We start from the raw sequence: 16,501 nt of genomic DNA, 5'->3' as shown, positions 1-16,501 counted from the left end.
CGATACCGCGACGTGCATGGACCTGAACGCAGGCTTGCCAGTCGCCGCTATTAACGGCTGTATGTTCCCCATAACGGCAAAATTGCCGATAACGGGGGACTATAATTGTCTAGAACACGGGACTTTCTATCCGCGACGATCCTGGCAACCGGCGCGGTAATGCTGCCGACGGTGGCCTTTGCGCAGACTGCGCCTTCGGCCACTGACGGCACGGTCATGGAGACGGGCACGCAAGTCGCAGCAGAAGCGGCCGCTGCGGCTGAAAACGATGCGATCGTCGTGACCGGGTCGCGCATTGCCCGTCCGAACCTCGATTCGCCCTCGCCGATCACCTCCCTCAGCATCCAGGAGTTGACGCAGACCGGCGAAGTCTCGCTTGGCGATACGTTGAACAAGCTGCCGTCGCTGCGGGCGACGTTCAGCGGATCGAACTCGACGCGCTTCATCGGCACGGCCGGTATCAACGCACTCGATCTGCGCGGCCTGGGTACAAACCGGACGCTCGTGCTAGTCAACGGCCGCCGTCACGTGACCTCGACTCCTGGTGAGAGCCGTGTCGATGTCAACACGATTCCGGTCGACCTGACCGAGCGCGTCGACGTCGTGACCGGCGGCAACTCGGCGGTCTATGGTTCCGATGCCGTCGCAGGCGCCGTGAACTTCGTCCTGAAGCGTGACTTTGAAGGCCTGCGTCTTCGTGGCCAGAGCGGTGTCACGTCGCGCGGCGATCGCCCTTCGTATTTCGGCAGCCTGACGGGCGGCAAGAACTTCGGGGAAGGTCGCGGCAACATTGCCGCATCGGTCGAATACAGTGAATCGGACGCGCTCTATTTCACCGATCGCAGCCGCTATAGCACGACCGGCCGTCGCCAGTTCAACCTGACCGAGAACGTATTGAACGAGCCGGGTATCGGCAACGGCGTTCCCGATACGACCTTCCTGACCAACGTCCGCAACATCGCCATTTCGGAAGGCGGCGCTATCACGTCGGCATGCCCGGCCGCTGTGGCCGGCAACGCTGCCGTCGCTGCCCGCCGTGCCTTCAACTGCACCGGCGAGAACAGCAACACGGGCGCCCCGCTGGGTCGCGTGTTCGTGTTCGACAATTCGGGCAACCTCGTGCCGAACAACGTCGTAAAGGACTTCCGTCCGTTCGGTTCGGGCAATGCGATCGGTGGCCTCGGGTCCTCGCAGCGCCTGACCGGCCAGTTGCAGCCGGGCATCAAGCGCTATTCGGCAAACCTCCTGGCGCATTACGACGTCTCGGACGCGTTCCGTCCGTTCGTCGAGGCAAAATATGTCCGCGTCGACGCGATTCAGGAAGGCCAGCCGACCTTCCTGCAGGGCACGCTGCCCGCGATCTACAACGTCAACAATCCGTTCCTGAATGCCCAAGCTCGCTCGGTGCTCGCCCAGACGCTGGCACCCGGGGCGACCACGTTCCAGGCGCAGCGCATCAACGTCGACTTCGGTGCGCGTGGCGAAAACCATCGCCGCGAAACCTATCGTATCGTTGCAGGCGTCGAGGGCACATTCAACAGCGACTGGCGCTATGAGGTCGCGTTCAACTACGGTCACCTCGATACGTTCTACGCGACCCAGGGCAACGTAAACATCCAGAAATTCAGGAATTCGCAGGATGCGGTCCGCAACGCTGGTGGCAACATCGTCTGCGGCATCAACGCCGACGCGAGCACGGCCAATGACGACGCAAGCTGCGTTCCCGTCAACCTGTTCGGTCAGGGTGCACCGAGCGCCTCGGCGCTGAACTATTTCGTCGTGAACTCGACCCGCCGCCAGAAGGCCGACCAGTATGATGCGACCGCGTTCGTATCGGGCGATCTTTCGCAGCTGTTCGAACTACCGGGCGGTCCGATCGCGTTCTCGATCGGTGGCGAATATCGTCGCGAGACCTCCTATTCGGCATTCGACGACGTGACGCGGAGCGGTGCGACCTTCCTGAACGCCATTCCGATCTTCGATCCGCCAGCGCAGGTCGTGAAGGAAGCGTACGGCGAAATCCGCATTCCGCTGCTCAAGAACGTGCCGTTCTTCCAGGAACTGACGATCGATGGTGCAGGCCGCGTTTCGGACTACAACATCGGCGCAACCGGCACGGTGTATTCGTACAACGCCGGCCTGACCTGGTCGCCAGTCCGCGACATTCGCGTTCGCGGCAGCTATGCCCGCTCGGTTCGGGCACCGACGCAGGGGGATCTGTTCTCGGCACCGAGCCAGACCTTCCTCAACGGCCTGGTCGATCCCTGCAGCCAGAACAATATTCGCAACGGCCCGAACCGTGCGGCTAACTGCGCAGCCGCAGGCGTTCCGACGACCCAGACGTTCAATGGCATCACGGAGCCGTTCACCAACGTTCCGACCTCCGGCATCAGCGGTCTGAACGGCAGCAATCCCAATCTGCGCGAGGAAACCGCAGACAGCTTTACTGGCGGTTTCATCCTGCAGCCCAGCATGATCCCGGGCCTTACGCTGTCGGTCGACTACTACAACATCAAGATCACCAACGTGATCTTCGCGCTGGCACCACAGACGATCATCAACCAGTGCTACGACAGCCCAAGCGGCATCAACAATCAGTATTGCGCGGCATTGACGCGTAACCCCAACGGCACCTTCGCCGGGCAGACCGGTGTCACCAATGGTGGCGCGCAGATCTCATTCCCCGCGACCGGACAGTCGTTCCTGTCGGGTCCATTCAACTTTGCCAAGCAGAAGACATCCGGTGTCGATGCCGATCTGAGCTACAGCCATAATGTTGGCGGTGCGAAGGTAACGTTGCGTGGTATCGTCAGCTACCTGATCAACCGCGACAACTATACGGACATCAACACCCCAAGCTTCATCGACCAGCAGAAGTTCGAAGTCGGGGATCCGGAATGGTCGGGTTCGTTCACGGCCAATGTCGACTTCGGCGTGTTCGACCTGAACTACAACTTTCGTTACGTCGGCAAGCAGACGGTCGCTGTCGAGTATGAGACGCAGAACTCGGTCCAGGGTCGCCCGGCCCGCGATCCCGATGCGTTCCCGTTCACCTTCTACCCGGACGTGACCTACCACAACCTCCGCGTCGGCGCGGACGTCACGGACAAGTTCCGCTTCTATGCCGGCATGGACAACGTGTTCGATCGCCAGCCACCCTACGACATCACTGGCACTACCGGTGCGCAGGGCATCTACGAGAATGTCGGCCGCTTCATGTACGCAGGCTTCGAAGCCAAGTTCTGATCTAGCGATCTACCAACTGACAAAGGCCGCTCCTCACGGGGCGGCCTTTTTTACTTGATACGATAACGATATTAGCGGCACCGTGGTGCGCCGTAGTCCTCGCGTCAGTTCCACATGCGCGAATAGCGGCGCCCGAGACTTGTCAGCAGTTCGTATTGCGACATCCCCGATAACGCAGCCGCTTCGGGCAAGGCGAAGTCGAGCGTGAGCCATGCTCCTTCGGAAGCCGCCGGCATCTTGGTCACGTCGATCGCCACGAGATCCATCGATACGCGGCCGATCACGGGCATCGCAATGCCACCTACCGATGCCGTTCCGCAGTTCGAAAATCCGCGGAAATAGCCGTCGGCATAGCCCAGGTTGACGATCGCCACCTCGGTGTCGGCGGGCGCGGTCCAGGTTGCGTTGTAGCCTACCGTTTGACCGGCGCTGACCTGGCGACGCTGAAGGATCTGCGCTTCGAGCGTCACCGTCGGCCGGATCGCTGCAGCCAGATCCGCGCGCGGGATGCCGCCGTAAAGCGCCAGGCCCGGGCGGGTCAGGTCGAACGCATAGCCCTTGAGCGCGATGCCGGCAGAGTTGGCTAGGCTCAGGCGTCGTGCGGATGTCGTGCCGGCCAGCGCGGCGAAGCGGTCGCGTTGCACCGCGTTCATCGGCGAGTCTTCATCGGCGCACGCCAAGTGGCTCATCAGCGTTTCGATCGCGAGGCCGTCCAGCAAGCCGCCGGCGATGTCGTCCGCCGACACGCCGAGGCGGTTCATGCCGGTGTCGACCATCACGTCGCAGGGGCCGCCGCCCGCCGCTTTCCAGCGGGCGACCTGGGGGGCGTGTTGAGGACCGGGCGGGCGAAGCCGGCGGTGGCGGCGGACATGTCCTCCTCGCGGACGCCGTGAAGGACGGACACGGTCAGGCCCAAAGGCGCGAGTTCGGCGGCTTCCTGCCAGTTCGAGACGAAGAAATCGCGGCACCCTGCGGCAGCGAGGCGGCGGGCGACCTCGATCGCGCCGAGGCCGTAGCCGTTCGCCTTGACCGCGGCGCCGCATGCTGCGGTGCCGCTCATGCGGTCGAGCGTGCGCCAGTTCTGGACGAGGGCGTCGCCGTCTAGGCGCAGGCGGAGGGGAGCGGGAATATCGATCACCCGGCGCGGGATAGTGCCGCGGGCGCGGCGCGTCGATGATCTTTCACCCTGCCGGCCCCCCGCCTCACCACGGCGCGGCCCCGATCCATCGGGCGTGTCGCTCGGTCTAGCCGACCTTGATGCGCCCGACCGGCACCAGCAACCGGCGGCCGCCATCGTCGAGCGGCGCTACGCGGACGCCGAACACGCGCGCGAGCGTGTCCGCGGTCATCACCTCGGCGACCGGACCGAACGCAACGATCCGACCGTCGGCGATCAGCAGCGCGTCGTCCGCCGCGCGCTGCGCCTGGACGAGATCGTGGAGCACGATCGCGACCCCTGCCCCGCCGGCTGCGTAGGCGCGCAGGCGGGCGAGCAGGTCGATCTGGTGCGAGGGGTCGAGGCTGGCGAGCGGTTCGTCGGCGAGTAGCCAGCGGGTTCGCCGGCGAACACGCGCGCGAGCAGGACGCGGGCGCGCTCACCCTCGGAGAGTTCGCCGACCGGGCGATCGGCGAGGTGCGTGGTTTCGGTATCGTGCATGGCGCGGTCGACGGCGGCGCGGTCTTCGGGCGACGGCGCGGCATGTGCGCCGAGGTGCGGCAGGCGGCCGAGCGCGACGACATCGCGTGCGACGATGTTCCAGTGGACCGTCGCGTCCTGCGGCAGGTAGCCGATCGCTCGGGCGCGGGCGCGCGGGTCCATCGTCGCGACGTCCTGCGTGTCGAGCCGGACGCTGCCTGCGCTACGATCGACGAGCGCGGCGGCGGCCTTGACGAGCGTGCTCTTGCCGGCGCCGTTGGGGCCGAGGATTGCGGTGACACGGCCAGGGCGCAGGTGTGCCGACACGTCGTGGAGGACGGTACGCTTGCCGAGCTTCACGCTGAGCGCGTCGACGATCAGATCCATGCGCGGCCCCGTTCCTTGACCAGCAACCCGAGGAAGAACGGCGCGCCGATCAGCGCCATCGCGACGCCGAGCCGGACTTCGCCTGCGCCGGGGGCGAGGCGGACGAGGCTGTCGGCGGCGAGCACGAGCGCGGCTCCACCGAGCGCCGACGGGAGCAATAGCGCGCTCGGGCGGTGGCCGAAGATCGGGCGCAGCAAATGCGGCACGACAAGGCCGACGAAGCCGATCACGCCGGTTACGGCAACGCCTGCGCCGACCACTAGCCCGGTGCCGAGCACGACCAGCCAGCGGACGCGGCCCATCCTCATGCCGAGCGACCGCGCCGCCGCCTCGCCCAGCGACAGCGCGTCGAGCGATCGGCCGGTGAGCATGAGCAGGACACCGCCGAGCAGCATCGGCGGCAGGGCGAGCGTGATGTCGTCCCAGCCGCGATCGGTGAGGGCGCCCATGATCCAATCGATCACCTCGGCGACCGCATAGGGGTTCGGCGCGATCGAGATCAGGAACGCGGTCAGCGCACCGGCGAGGCTGGCGAGCACGGTGCCGGCGAGGATGAAGGTGATCGCGCTCGGGGACCGCCACGTCAGCGCGGCGAGCAACGCGACCGCGCCCCTGCGCCGAGCATCGCGGCGGCGAAGATCGCGGGTCCCGAACCGGCCCCGAAGATAATCGCAGCGACCGCGCCGAGTGCTGCGACCGACGACACGCCGACGACCGCGGGGTCGGCGAGCGGGTTGCGGAGATAGCCTTGCAGGACCGCACCCGACAGCCCGAGCGTCGCGCCGAGCGCGAGGCCGAGCACCGCGCGGGGCAGGCGGAGTTCGAGGATGATCCACCAGCGCGGATCGCTCGATAACCAGGCGTGGAGCGGCACCCAGACCTTGCCGCAGCCGAGTGACAGGCCGAACAGAAGGATGACGAGCAGGCCGAGGGCGATGAGTTTGGGCGTGCGGGTCATCCCGCCATTTCCTCATCTGCGCGCGCTCTACACATAACCACTTCCCCGGCGAAGGCCGGGGCCCAGTTGGGGGACGATCGTAATTGTGGGCGGAACTCCATCACGCCGACCTTGCCAACTGGGCCCGGCCTCCGCCGGGGTGGCGTTCAGGGATAGGGTCCCCAGTGCTCGAACCTCGCATCACAGCCCCGCCCTTATCGCGGCTAGGCGTTCGAGCGCGGGCGGAATGGTCGGGCCGCCGCAGTTGATCAGGACGCGGGGGAAGACGGCTTGCGGCGTGGTCGGCAGCAAGCGGCGGCGCAGCGCGGCGCCGCGGCTGGCACTTTCGGGGGCGATCACGATGGCCGGGGGCCGCGTCACGATCGTCTCGGCCGAGAGCGTGCCGGTATGCCTAAGGCCGTAGCTGGCGGCGGCGTTGCGGAAGCCGACGCGGGTCATCATCTCATTCAGCAACGTGCTCCCCCGGTCGCGAGATCGCCGCTGATATAGAGCAGAGCGCTGGGCGACTCGCCATCTTTGTGGCTCCAGCGCGTCACCGCACGATCGATATCGGCGTTGATCCGCGCGCCACCCGCGGGCGCACCGACCGCGTCGGCAATCTGCTTTACCTGCGCCTTGCTCTCGGCGATCGAGTCCGGAATGCCCAGCAGCAGCGTCTTCAGGCCGGCACGGGCGTAGGCCGCCTGAGTCGCAGGCGGGGTGTAGGTGCTGGCGATGACGAGATCGGGGTGGAGCGCGATCACCTCCTCAGCGGTCCCGGCGATGCCGCGAAACTGCCGCGCGACGGCGAGCGGGATCGAGGTCGCCGACGGGTCCTGCGAATAATGGCTGATCCCCGCGATCCGCGATGCGGGCAGGATCCGGACCAGCACCGAATCCACGCACGGATTGGTCGAGACGATCTCCCGCCGCCGCCGCCCGCGCCAGGGATTGCGCGCAGCCCCCGAGCAGGAGCGCGAAGAGGATCGACCCGCGCCTCACTTCAGCCGCAACCGCACGCCGCCATACGCCGCGCGACCGTAATTGCCGTAACCCGCGACCGTCTCGTACCGCGCGTCGGTCAGGTTATCGACGCGGCCGTACAGCGCGATCCGGTCGTTGATCGGCATTTCGGCGCGGATGCCCGCCAGCGCATAGCCGTCGAGCCGCACGGTGTTGCCGGCGTCGTCGAAGCTGTCGCCGACCATCGTCACGGTGCCACCGACCGACAGCCCGAACACGAACCGGTAGTCGGCGTTGACGCTGGCGGTCTGCTTCGGGCGACGCGCGAGGTCGTTGCCGAAATTGGCGCCGATCGCGCGGTTCTCGGTGTGGATATAGCTGTAGTTGGCGGTCAGCGTCAGCGCATCGACCGGACGCAGCGCGAGCGTAAACTCGACGCCGTCCGCTTCGGCACGCGCGACATTGTCGTACACGCCGAACGGGCGATCGACGCAGATCGAACCGGCCGTCGCCTGCTCCGTCGGGCTGCAATTGCGGAAGTCGATCTGGTTGCGCGTGCGGCGGTTGAAATACGTCACTCCCGCGCGGACCCGGTCGCCGAGAAACGCCTGCTCGATGCCGATATCGAAGTTCCGTGCGGTCTCGGGATCGAGGTCGCGGTTCCCGTAGGCGGAAAAGAGCTGGTACAAGGTCGGCGCCTTGAAGCCTTCGCCATAGCTGGCGCGGATGGTGGTACCGGTGCGCAACGCCAGCGCCGCATTTGCGCCGAACGTCGTGTGGCTGCCGAAATCCTCATGGTCGTCGTTGCGCACGCCGCCGGTGATCGTGAGGATGTCGAGCGGCTTGACGATCAGCTGGCCATAGACGCTGGTGATGCCGGTATCCGCGAAGGTGAAGCCGTCGTTGAAGCGGCTGTTCTCGCGCTCGACGCCCGCGACGACGCGGACCTCGTCGAGCGGACGGAAATCGCCCTGATATTCATAGCGTTCGCTGCGACCGCGGCCGATGAACGACACGTCGCCGCCGGGCTGCGAGAAATTGTCGCGGTTGATGTCGGCGATCGTGAACGCGACGCGGTTGTTGAACCGGCCGTCGGCGAAGTTCGCGTGCAGGCCGGCATAGCCGTAGAGTTCCTGCGTGGTCCCATAGGCAAGGCTGTCCGCGACCACGAAGGTTTCCGGATTGAAACCATCGTCGATCTCGACCTTGCTGTCCGCGAAATAGCCGCGCAGATCGAGACCGATCCCGGGCGCGAACTCGACACCCAGCCGTCCGGTGGCGCCATATTGGCGATAGCCGTCGCGCTCGGTACCGCTGGCCGCGGACGAAATGCCGTCGGTCTTCAGATAGCCGCCGGTCAGCGAGCCCGACACCGGTCCGGACTTGCCCGACACGCCCGCGCTCGCGAACATGCTGTCGGCATAGCCATATTCGGCGTTGGCGCGCGCCTGCATGCCTTCGGTCGGTGCGGCGGTGATGATGTTGACGACGCCACCGATCGCCTGGCTGCCCCATGGCACCGAGTTCGGCCCGCGCAACACTTCGATCCTCTCGACCGAACTCGATAGGAGGTTACCGAAATCGAAACCGCCGCCAGTCGAGGCGGGATCGTTGACGCGTACTCGTCGATCACGACCAGGGTCTGGTCGGATTCGGCACCGCGGATCCGCACGCCGGTCAGCGCGCCGAGCGTGCCGTTGCGCGTGACGGTGACGCCGGGCGTGGTTGCGAGCAGATCGGATACAACGACGGTCTGGCGGCGTTCGATCTCGGCGCGGTCGATCACGGTCACCGCCTGCCCGATCTCGCTCGCTGGCTGTGCGACGCGGCTCGCGGTGACGACGACTTCGGGGGCGTCGGTATCGGGGATGTCCTGCGCGTAGGCCGGCACTGCGATCACCGCGGCGCTCAGGAGCAGGAAGAATTTCGTCATGGGCACGTCCTGGCAGAACCGCCCACGACCATTCGGGGACGGCAGACGTCCTCGCTCGAGGAAACCCGGCTGCACCGGAGCACTCGTCCGCGCCGGACACCCGCCCGCGCAGTGGATCGACCGTGAGAGGCAGGTCTCCTGGCTTCCGGGTCACCGCCTCCACCCCGCCTTCCCGGGCCGGAACCCAGTGGCATAATCGGGGTGGCCGCTATCCGGTCACAGTTGCGGGTACAGCGCCGGTCTTGCGGATTTGGATCCTGACGACCCGGCCCGCGCACCGACTTCCCTTTGATCCCGTCGCCGGGAACCCTTCACAAGGGTGGCATTAGTCGCGCGCCATGCACGGGTCAACGCGGGCCTACTGATCCTCTCCCTGGCGGGGGAGGATCGTTCGGACTCACCGCCCGCCGTAGCGCAGCCCGACCCAGATCGTCCGCGGTGTCGCGCGCTCGACGATGTTGGCGCCGCTGATCCCCGCCTCGACGCGCTCGTCGAACAGGTTCTCCCCCGCACCTCCGCGACCAACGAGCGCATGATCGGCAGCGCCGCGTAGGCATCGAGCATCGTCGCGGCCCCAAGCACCCGCGTATTCTGGTCGTCGTCGAACTGCCGCCCGATATGCCGCACGGTCAGCGACAGCGCCGCCGCGTCCTGCCGCCAGTCGACCGTTCCCGACACCTGGTCGCGCGGGGTCTGCGCCGGCCGCAAGCCGTCCAAAGCGGCGGTGATCCCCGAACCCTCGACCTTCGAGTTCGTGTGCGACCACGATGCTTGCACGCCCAGCGGACCCGGCCGATACGACGCATCCAGTTCGAAGCCATGCGCGCGGATCGCATCGAGATTCTGGCGGACGCGGTAGGTGGCGACCCCCGGCAGCACCTGCGGCGGGTTGGTCGTCGTGACGTTGGCTATCGCGTTCTTCAGCCGGTTGTAGAAATAGGTCGCGGCGATGCTCACGCCCGGCGCAGGCGTCAGCGTGACGCCACCTTCGACCCCGGTCAGCCGCTCCGGCGACAACAACGCATTCGCCGCGGTCGCGTCGTTGCCAACCCGGAACGGGCGGTACAGTTCGTTGAGCGTCGGCAGGCGCCACCCGCGATACCCGGCGACACGCAGCGTGATCGTCTCGATCGGCTGGTATGCCACGCCCGCCCGCCCGGTCGTCTCGCTGCCGTCGCGGTCTGCATAGCGCAGGTCGGTCAGCGCCGCGCCGGTCGCCAGCGGGCGCTCGGACAGATAGCCGCCGTCGATCGACCACCAGTCGACCCGTCCTCCAAGACTGAACGTGAAGTCGCCCGCGACCAGGCTCCCATCGGCGAACACGCCGGTCGTCGTCGTACTCCCGCCAGCCTCGCGCCGTCGCGTGGGCGCTGCGTTGACGAACGTATAGAGTTCCTGCGTCTTGCCGCTCACGTCGCGGATATCCGCCCCCAACCTGAGCGTGATGCTCTCGCCTAGCGGCGGCGCGATCTCGATCCGCCCGCCAAGCCCGGTGGCTGGCGTATTATACTGGTTCAGCGACTGGATCGCGGTCGTCCGCGCGGCATTGATGCTGTTGAAGCTGCTCGCGAACGCGCGCGTCTGCAGATACGCCAGCGCCGAATAGCCCCACGCGCCCCGCCCGATCAGCCGGATGCTCGCGTCGGCCCCCTCGCTTGTGTTGGCGGTGAAGTCGCTTCCGCGGTCGCGCGTGTCGGTGAACGCGCTCGCATTCATCTGCAATTCGGTCTTCGCGTCGATCCCGACGACGGTCCGCAGCGCACCCGAAGCCTGCTCATAGGGGGCGGCGCGATCCACGATCCCGCGGCTTTCCTCGACGGTCGGCGTGAAGCCGTCCCCGCGCGCGTACGCCCCCGACAGGGTGGCGAACCCCGATCCGCGTACCAGCGCCGCCGAGCCCTGCGCATCGACCGAATCGCGGCTGCCATAGGCGACGCCGCCCTGGAACGGCGTCAGTTGATCGGGCGTCGCGCTTTCCAGCTCGACCGTTCCGGCCAGCGCACCCGGCCCCTGATACCCGCTGCCGCCACCGCGCGTTACGCGGATGCGCCCAAGCCGCCCGGTCGCATAGGCCGGAAACGCGACCCAGCCGCCGAACGGATCCGCCTGCGGCACCCCGTCGAAGATCAGCAGCGCGCGACTGGAGGCATTGCCGCCGATCCCGCGCAGCGAAATGCCTTGGCTGGTCGGATTGGCACTCCGCGAGTCCGACCGGCGAAACTGCTGCAACCCGGCGACGTCGGCGAGCACGCCTCAAGCCGATTGCTCGCATTCGCCTGGATCCGGTTTCGATCGATCGTGACGATATCATAGGCGCGATCACCGGGCGCATCCGCCAGCCCGCGCCCGGTGACGACGATGTCGGGCGCAGGCTCGGTCGGGACCGCGGTCGATTGGGCGAGGACGCTTCCCGAGGAGAACAGGATGCAGGCGAGCGCGGACAGCGGGGTGCGAATCATCGGCCCCGCATGACAGCTTTTGTCCTCGCCTGAAAAGCCGGACGGAGGATGCGCGGGAATATATCGCCGACGGGCCAGCGACCGCGCGCATTGGGCCAGCGCCAAGACGCCCTATATTGGCGGAAACCCCATCGATGCGAGCGTTCGATATCGGTGGAGGCCTGCGTTCACGCTGATGGGACATACCATGACCGAGTATAAGAAGACCGACGAGGCGATCGCCAAGCTCACCCCCGAGCAGTTCCACGTGACGCAGCAGAGCGGCACCGAACGGCCGGGAACGGGCGAATATCTGAACACCCGCGAACCTGGCCTGTACGTCGATATCGTCTCCGGCGAGCCGCTGTTCGCGTCCGCCGACAAGTTCGATCTCGCATTGCGGCTGGCCCAGCTTCACCCGGCCGATCTCGCCGGTCCACGTGACCGAACTGCACGATCGCAGCCACGGCATGGTCCGCACCGAAATCCGCTCGGCCGGTGCCGACAGCCATCTCGGCCATGTGTTCGAGGACGGCCCGCAGGATCAGGGGGCTTGCGCTACTGCATCAACTCCGCGTCGCTGCGGTTCGTGCCGCGCGACGAGATGGAGGCGCAGGGCTATGCCGCCTATCTCGATCAGGTCGACGCGGCGGGCTGACGGTACGGCTGGCGGTACTGGGGCATGAAACGGACGGCACGCATCAGCAATGCCGCCCCGCCCTATCGCGGGGAAGTCGGCGGGCGCCGAAGCCCGCGGCGTGCGAGTGATCGGGATACCGCCCGGCTCCCACCGCGGCATAAAGCCCAGCTCCGAGCCCCGCCGCGCCCTCGTTCCCACAGGACCCTCATGCCGGACGCCGTTCGTCCGAACTGAAATCACCCCGACCCTGTAGCTGCTTCGCGCGGTAACGGGGCGATGCGACCGACCCCATAACGTTAAAAAACCCCGCTAGCCAAAGGGCTAGCGGGGTTTTCAATGGTGGGCGTGGCAAGGATTGAACTTGCGACCCCTGCGATGTCAACGAAGGCGCTAGCGCAGAAAACTGCCAGTTTTTCGACTTAATCGAAACCGGCCTTCGCCTTCAGACCCGCAGAAAACCGTGCTTCGCGCTGGCTCACGCCGAACCTGCGCCGAAGCACCCCACCCTCCCCAACCACGCCCCCGGCGCGATCGCGCTGACCTCATTTGCGAGCCGCACGGCTGTCCACCCTCGGACAGCCGGCGGCTTCGTGCGTCCCATCGACTTCGCCCCGGGGGCCGAAACGATGCTGAATACCTTCTCTTCTACGCCCACTCTAAAGACGTTCGGCCACATCGCTGGACAGATCGCCAAAGCCGCAGATCGAGGACCTGACCGCCGCGTGCGCCGCGGGTGCATCGACGAAACTGCACCTGAGGCGCAGCCTTGGGACCGCAACCGGTTCGCCTCGACCGCCGAGCGCATAGCTACGGTTGAATCGCTCGTTGTGGTCGCGAAAGAGCTTCAGGCGGAGCATGCCGCAGAGTTTCGCCGCGGCAGCAAGAAACAGCTCGAGGAGGACCGGCAGGTGCTGACGGCCGAGTTGGACGAGTTGATGGCTCGCCCCCTGCGGATCGTCCAGTCGGCCGCCCCGCTACGATCCGGATCGCGCTCGAGCAAATTGCGGCCGCTCTGGCCAAGCATTCTATGGGGATCACTCGCGCCGATGTCGCGGTCTATGAAGCTATATTTAATTTCTTAGACTTCGCCGGCTCCGGGCGTTGGTTTCCATCTTGGGCAAAGATCGCACGCGCAGCGAACTGCTGCGAAAAGACTGTTGATCGAGCGCTAAAGCGTCTCAAGCACCACGGGCTTTTGGCCTGGGTCACACGTAGCACCCGCAACTCGCCGCGGATCGATCCGGCGAAGGAAAAACGAGTGCAGACGTCCAGCGCCTACTTCCTCGACCTCAAGAAACGAATGGCAGAGCGGGTTTATCAGCGCTTTGTTCAGCTGCGCGATCGCCGACACCTGCGGTTCGGCATCCCCAAGCCCGCCGCTAAGCCTGAGCAACCCGTGCAGACCCCTCCGTCGAAGGATGTCGCTGAACTACGCCGCACGATTGCCGGCTTCGGCGCCTCTCTTCTTGCCTCAGACGGACATCTTGCCTGAGTATGAAGCATCCAGATCTATATTGAATGAGGAACGTCTCCGCTGAACGCGGAGCCGACGCCAGTTTGATCTCCCCAAGGCCGAAACGGCATGCCCCAAGGACCCGACCGCCAAGACCCGGCTGTCGGAACGCGGCGGCTTGCGCCGCCCCGGGCTGTCGATGGGGGAGTGAACGAAAGTCGTTGTTCTTTTCTTGCGTCGAGTATGCGGCGCTGGATCAGAGAACGACCAACAGATCCGCCCACTCCTGGAACAGGTCGCGCTGACGCTGAAGGCGCTCGCTTCGATCGTACGCAGCCTTGACCTTGTCCTTCGGCGTATGCGCCAGCGCCCGCTCGATGTCGGCATCGTCCGCGTTCCGTTCATTCATCACCGTCGAGAACGACGCGCGCCAACCGTGCGGCACATGACGCCCTCGAAACCCGCGCGGTCGTACAGCGCGCCGATCGACTTCTCGCCGATCGCGCGGCCAGCGCCGCGATCGAAGATCAAATCATGCAAATTTGCATCGTCCTGATGCATATCCGCGCGGATCTCGCGCAGCAGCGCGACTGCCTGGCGCGACAGCGGCACCAGGTGATCGTTCTTCGCATCGAGCTTCTTCGCTGCCGCGAGCTTCATCCGCGCGGCCGGTACCCGCCAGAGCGGCGCGGCCCCGTCGAGATCCTCGATCTCCTCCCAGCGCGCGCCGCGTACCGCGGCGAAGCGGACAGCAGTTAGCGCCAGGAATCGCGAAGCGCGTTTCACCACCGCCGCGACGTCGACCAGCTCGGCCGCCGCGAGCAGGTCGCGCGCGTCCTGGATCTCGAGCAGCGCGGGATGATGCTGTGCCGGCGCCGGCGGGGTGAGCGCGCGGCTGACGATCGCCGCGGGATCTTGGTCGACCAGGTCCTCCGCCATTGCATAGGCAAATACGGCCGAGATCCGCTGGCGAACGCGGCTCGCCGTGACTAGGCTGCCGCGCTCCTCGATGACGCGCAGCGCGTTCAGGATCACAGGTACGGTGACCGCGCCGATCGGCATGGCGCCGATCGCCGGGAACACGTCGCGCTCGAGACTTGCGAGGACGTCGCCGGCATGCACATCCGTCCAGCGCCGGCGCATGTGCGCGTGCCACTGGCGAGCGACGTTTTCGAAAGCACGTGCCTTGCCGGTTTGCGCAATTTCGCAAGTTCGCGGATCCTCGCCGCGGCCGAGCTGCTCGCGCACCTGGTCGCACCGGGCCCGGGCGGCATCGAGCGTCACCTCGGGTACCGCGCCGATCGTCAGCAGCTGCTCCTTGCGGCCGAGGCGGTACTTCATGCGGAACGACTTACGGCCAGTCGGCGCAACGTAGAGGTGCAGGCCGCCCTGGTCGAACAGCTTATAGGCGGCCGCTTTCGGCCGCGCGGCTTTCACCGCGGCGTTGGTCAGCATAATGTCCTCCGAAGGGGATATGAAATGTTGGACACGCTTGATCACGTTGCAGCGATCGCGACCGCGATCGTCGCGGTATGGGCCTTCGCAGCGTATAGGTTTGGCAGCTGGAAGAAGCGGCGGTTGCTCGAGAAATATCTATCCAACGAGCGCCCTGGTCGACGCTATGCGATCGATACTGGTCAGCGGACGATCATCCATCTGATGGCGGAGCTGCGAATGTCCGAAGCAGAGATCCTGCAGGCCGCTTTCACCAGCCAGAAAATACTCATCATCCGAACCCGCGACCCGCAAACCAGTCTGAGCAACGGCATGCTATTCCAGCACATTGCCATGCCGAGAGGTCAATAGCGGCGGAGATACCCTCCGCCGCAGTGACGCTTTTCCGCGGGCGTGCGTCCTGCCCGTACCCCAATTTACCGCTGTCGGTACCCTGACCGGAAACGCCCATTCCGGTGGCCGGTAGGAGATTGACATTAACCTTAGTTAGTCAGCTGTGAGTATGGTAGATTTACTGTATCGGACGGAAAAGCTCAAATATGGCGCTGTCCCGGTTTCGATCCCATTCGAGAGGGTGCAATGAATAGTCCAAACCTTAATCCAATTAAGCAGTTGATTGACAAAATCGCCCTTCATGATCCGATCTCCTCAGAAGATCGCGTATCCCTCTACGAACTACCCTACTCCTCGCGGCAATTTGAGGCAGGAACCTACCTACTCCGTGACGGTGAGATAAAAAATGATTGCGCAATTTTGGTTTCTGGGATTGCATATCGGCATAAGGTCAGCGCGGAAGGGCTTCGACAGATCGTCTCAATTTGCATACCTGGTGAAGTAATTAATCTTCAGCAGCTTTACCTTGATGAGGCAGACAATAATGTTCAGGCCCTGACCGAATGTCAAATTTCATTCATATCGCACGTTGAGTTGCGGCGTCTAGTCACTCAACGACCGTCTATCGCACGTGCGTTTTTCGCAACCACCTTAGTTGAATTGTCCATGTCTCGAGAATGGATGTTGAGTATTGGCCGTCGCGACGCGCGAGCACGCGTCGCGCATCTTCTGTGCGAAATTGCGTTGCGGCTAAACAATAATGGCGTGCCTGATGGTATAAGCTACGAACTGCCGATGACGCAGGATCAGTTGGGTGATGCTCTTGGCTTAACTGCAGTGCATATCAATAGGACGTTCAAGGGCCTTGTTCGAGATGGTCTTATTGCTCGCTCCAGGTATAGTATCACTATTCCAAGCTGGGAACGTTTAGTACAAGCGGCGGGCTTTAACAGCCGCTACCTGAACTTGAAGGGATAAGAAACGTCGCGCTTACTAACGCTTTGTCATTTCGGTCCGATCGCCGTAGTACGCACATCGACCGACAACGGCGAACGACCCAGCAGGCTGGCGCTTTCGCGG

General features: G+C 65.1%; 13 protein-coding genes, 5 pseudogenes and 1 riboswitch. Of the genes and pseudogenes, 6 read left to right on the top strand and 12 right to left on the bottom strand.

All coding sequences use genetic code 11. The features are described 5' to 3' along the window. Positions 1 to 159 precede the first annotated feature (159 nt). Entirely contained in the window at positions 160 to 3,246 is a 3,087-nt protein-coding gene (locus tag AC0IX7_RS18390) for a TonB-dependent receptor domain-containing protein (RefSeq protein ID WP_471813312.1), read from the top strand. A 104-nt stretch (positions 3,247 to 3,350) separates the two neighbouring features. Here the strand turns inward: AC0IX7_RS18390 and alr are convergent. The 10 genes and pseudogenes from alr to AC0IX7_RS18340 form a co-directional block, all read right to left on the bottom strand. Then, a pseudogene (alr, locus tag AC0IX7_RS18385) lies at positions 3,351 to 4,375 on the bottom strand (alanine racemase). 115 nt (positions 4,376 to 4,490) lie between these two features. After that, entirely contained in the window at positions 4,491 to 4,691 is a 201-nt protein-coding gene (locus AC0IX7_RS18380) for a hypothetical protein (protein WP_471813310.1), read from the bottom strand. Further along, the gene (locus AC0IX7_RS18375) at positions 4,640 to 5,269 is read right to left on the bottom strand and encodes an ABC transporter ATP-binding protein (protein ID WP_471813308.1); all 630 of its coding nucleotides are present in this window, start codon (positions 5,267 to 5,269) and stop codon (positions 4,640 to 4,642) included. The genes AC0IX7_RS18380 and AC0IX7_RS18375 overlap by 52 nt, the downstream gene beginning before the upstream one ends. Then, a pseudogene (locus tag AC0IX7_RS18370) lies at positions 5,260 to 6,227 on the bottom strand (FecCD family ABC transporter permease). The gene AC0IX7_RS18375 and the pseudogene AC0IX7_RS18370 overlap by 10 nt, the downstream one beginning before the upstream one ends. A gap of 180 nt (positions 6,228 to 6,407) precedes the next feature. Then, positions 6,408 to 6,680: a hypothetical protein gene (locus AC0IX7_RS18365; RefSeq protein WP_471813306.1), complete on the bottom strand. Its 273-nt coding sequence runs from the start codon at positions 6,678 to 6,680 to the stop codon at positions 6,408 to 6,410. Continuing rightward, positions 6,674 to 7,099 (bottom strand): ABC transporter substrate-binding protein, encoded by a 426-nt coding sequence (locus AC0IX7_RS18360; protein WP_471813305.1) that lies wholly within the window; start codon positions 7,097 to 7,099, stop codon positions 6,674 to 6,676. The genes AC0IX7_RS18365 and AC0IX7_RS18360 overlap by 7 nt, the downstream gene beginning before the upstream one ends. A 105-nt stretch (positions 7,100 to 7,204) precedes the next feature. Next, positions 7,205 to 8,707 (bottom strand): TonB-dependent receptor plug domain-containing protein, encoded by a 1,503-nt coding sequence (locus tag AC0IX7_RS18355; RefSeq protein ID WP_471813944.1) that lies wholly within the window; start codon positions 8,705 to 8,707, stop codon positions 7,205 to 7,207. A gap of 9 nt (positions 8,708 to 8,716) precedes the next feature. Next, a pseudogene (locus AC0IX7_RS18350) lies at positions 8,717 to 9,102 on the bottom strand (TonB-dependent receptor); the annotation flags it as partial. Between the two features lie 111 nt (positions 9,103 to 9,213). After that, positions 9,214 to 9,429: riboswitch (cobalamin riboswitch) on the bottom strand. Positions 9,430 to 9,702: 273 nt separating this feature from the next. Beyond that, positions 9,703 to 11,331, bottom strand: a pseudogene (locus AC0IX7_RS18345) (TonB-dependent receptor); the annotation flags it as partial. Further along, complete coding sequence (locus tag AC0IX7_RS18340; protein WP_471813303.1) at positions 11,229 to 11,561, bottom strand: hypothetical protein; 333 nt, start codon at positions 11,559 to 11,561, stop codon at positions 11,229 to 11,231. The pseudogene AC0IX7_RS18345 and the gene AC0IX7_RS18340, both read right to left, overlap by 103 nt. Positions 11,562 to 11,748: 187 nt before the next feature. Between AC0IX7_RS18340 and msrB the strand changes: the two are divergent. From msrB to AC0IX7_RS18325, 3 genes and pseudogenes are all read left to right on the top strand, one after another. After that, positions 11,749 to 12,198 (top strand): annotated as a pseudogene (gene msrB / locus AC0IX7_RS18335) (peptide-methionine (R)-S-oxide reductase MsrB). Positions 12,199 to 12,806: 608 nt separating this feature from the next. Further along, the gene (locus AC0IX7_RS18330) at positions 12,807 to 13,262 is read left to right on the top strand and encodes a hypothetical protein (RefSeq protein WP_471813301.1); all 456 of its coding nucleotides are present in this window, start codon (positions 12,807 to 12,809) and stop codon (positions 13,260 to 13,262) included. Next, positions 13,208 to 13,672, top strand: a complete 465-nt coding sequence (locus AC0IX7_RS18325) for a helix-turn-helix domain-containing protein (RefSeq protein ID WP_471813299.1) — start codon at positions 13,208 to 13,210, stop codon at positions 13,670 to 13,672. The genes AC0IX7_RS18330 and AC0IX7_RS18325 overlap by 55 nt, the downstream gene beginning before the upstream one ends. 217 nt (positions 13,673 to 13,889) lie before the next feature. Here AC0IX7_RS18325 and AC0IX7_RS18320 read toward each other — a convergent pair whose 3' ends face one another. Both AC0IX7_RS18320 and AC0IX7_RS18315 read right to left on the bottom strand, forming a co-directional pair. Beyond that, complete coding sequence (locus AC0IX7_RS18320; protein WP_471813297.1) at positions 13,890 to 14,045, bottom strand: hypothetical protein; 156 nt, start codon at positions 14,043 to 14,045, stop codon at positions 13,890 to 13,892. Next, entirely contained in the window at positions 14,042 to 15,088 is a 1,047-nt protein-coding gene (locus AC0IX7_RS18315; RefSeq protein WP_471813295.1) for a tyrosine-type recombinase/integrase, read from the bottom strand. The genes AC0IX7_RS18320 and AC0IX7_RS18315 overlap by 4 nt, the downstream gene beginning before the upstream one ends. 24 nt (positions 15,089 to 15,112) lie before the next feature. Between AC0IX7_RS18315 and AC0IX7_RS18310 the strand changes: the two genes are divergently transcribed. Both AC0IX7_RS18310 and AC0IX7_RS18305 read left to right on the top strand, forming a co-directional pair. After that, entirely contained in the window at positions 15,113 to 15,439 is a 327-nt protein-coding gene (locus AC0IX7_RS18310) for a hypothetical protein (RefSeq protein ID WP_471813293.1), read from the top strand. A gap of 228 nt (positions 15,440 to 15,667) precedes the next feature. Then, the gene (locus AC0IX7_RS18305) at positions 15,668 to 16,399 is read left to right on the top strand and encodes a Crp/Fnr family transcriptional regulator (RefSeq protein ID WP_471813292.1); all 732 of its coding nucleotides are present in this window, start codon (positions 15,668 to 15,670) and stop codon (positions 16,397 to 16,399) included. The last annotated feature ends 102 nt before the right edge of the window (positions 16,400 to 16,501 follow it).

The sequence above is a fragment of the Sphingomonas sp. AC411 genome, assembly GCF_979253035.1.
Note: the sequence above shows the minus strand (reverse complement) of the source record. Positions and strands in the feature narration are given on the sequence as shown.

Bases quoted from the DNA above. Each gene is read 5' to 3' on its own strand.
- AC0IX7_RS18315 (WP_471813295.1), bottom strand. From the start codon at position 15,088: ATGCTGACCAACGCCGCGGTGAAAGCCGCGCGGCCGAAAGCGGCCGCC.
- AC0IX7_RS18310 (WP_471813293.1), top strand. From the start codon at position 15,113: ATGTTGGACACGCTTGATCACGTTGCAGCGATCGCGACCGCGATCGTC.
- AC0IX7_RS18330 (WP_471813301.1), top strand. From the start codon at position 12,807: ATGCTGAATACCTTCTCTTCTACGCCCACTCTAAAGACGTTCGGCCAC.
- AC0IX7_RS18375 (WP_471813308.1), bottom strand. From the start codon at position 5,269: ATGGATCTGATCGTCGACGCGCTCAGCGTGAAGCTCGGCAAGCGTACC.
- AC0IX7_RS18390 (WP_471813312.1), top strand. From the start codon at position 160: ATGCTGCCGACGGTGGCCTTTGCGCAGACTGCGCCTTCGGCCACTGAC.
- AC0IX7_RS18305 (WP_471813292.1), top strand. From the start codon at position 15,668: ATGAATAGTCCAAACCTTAATCCAATTAAGCAGTTGATTGACAAAATC.
- AC0IX7_RS18325 (WP_471813299.1), top strand. From the start codon at position 13,208: ATGGGGATCACTCGCGCCGATGTCGCGGTCTATGAAGCTATATTTAAT.
- AC0IX7_RS18340 (WP_471813303.1), bottom strand. From the start codon at position 11,561: ATGATTCGCACCCCGCTGTCCGCGCTCGCCTGCATCCTGTTCTCCTCG.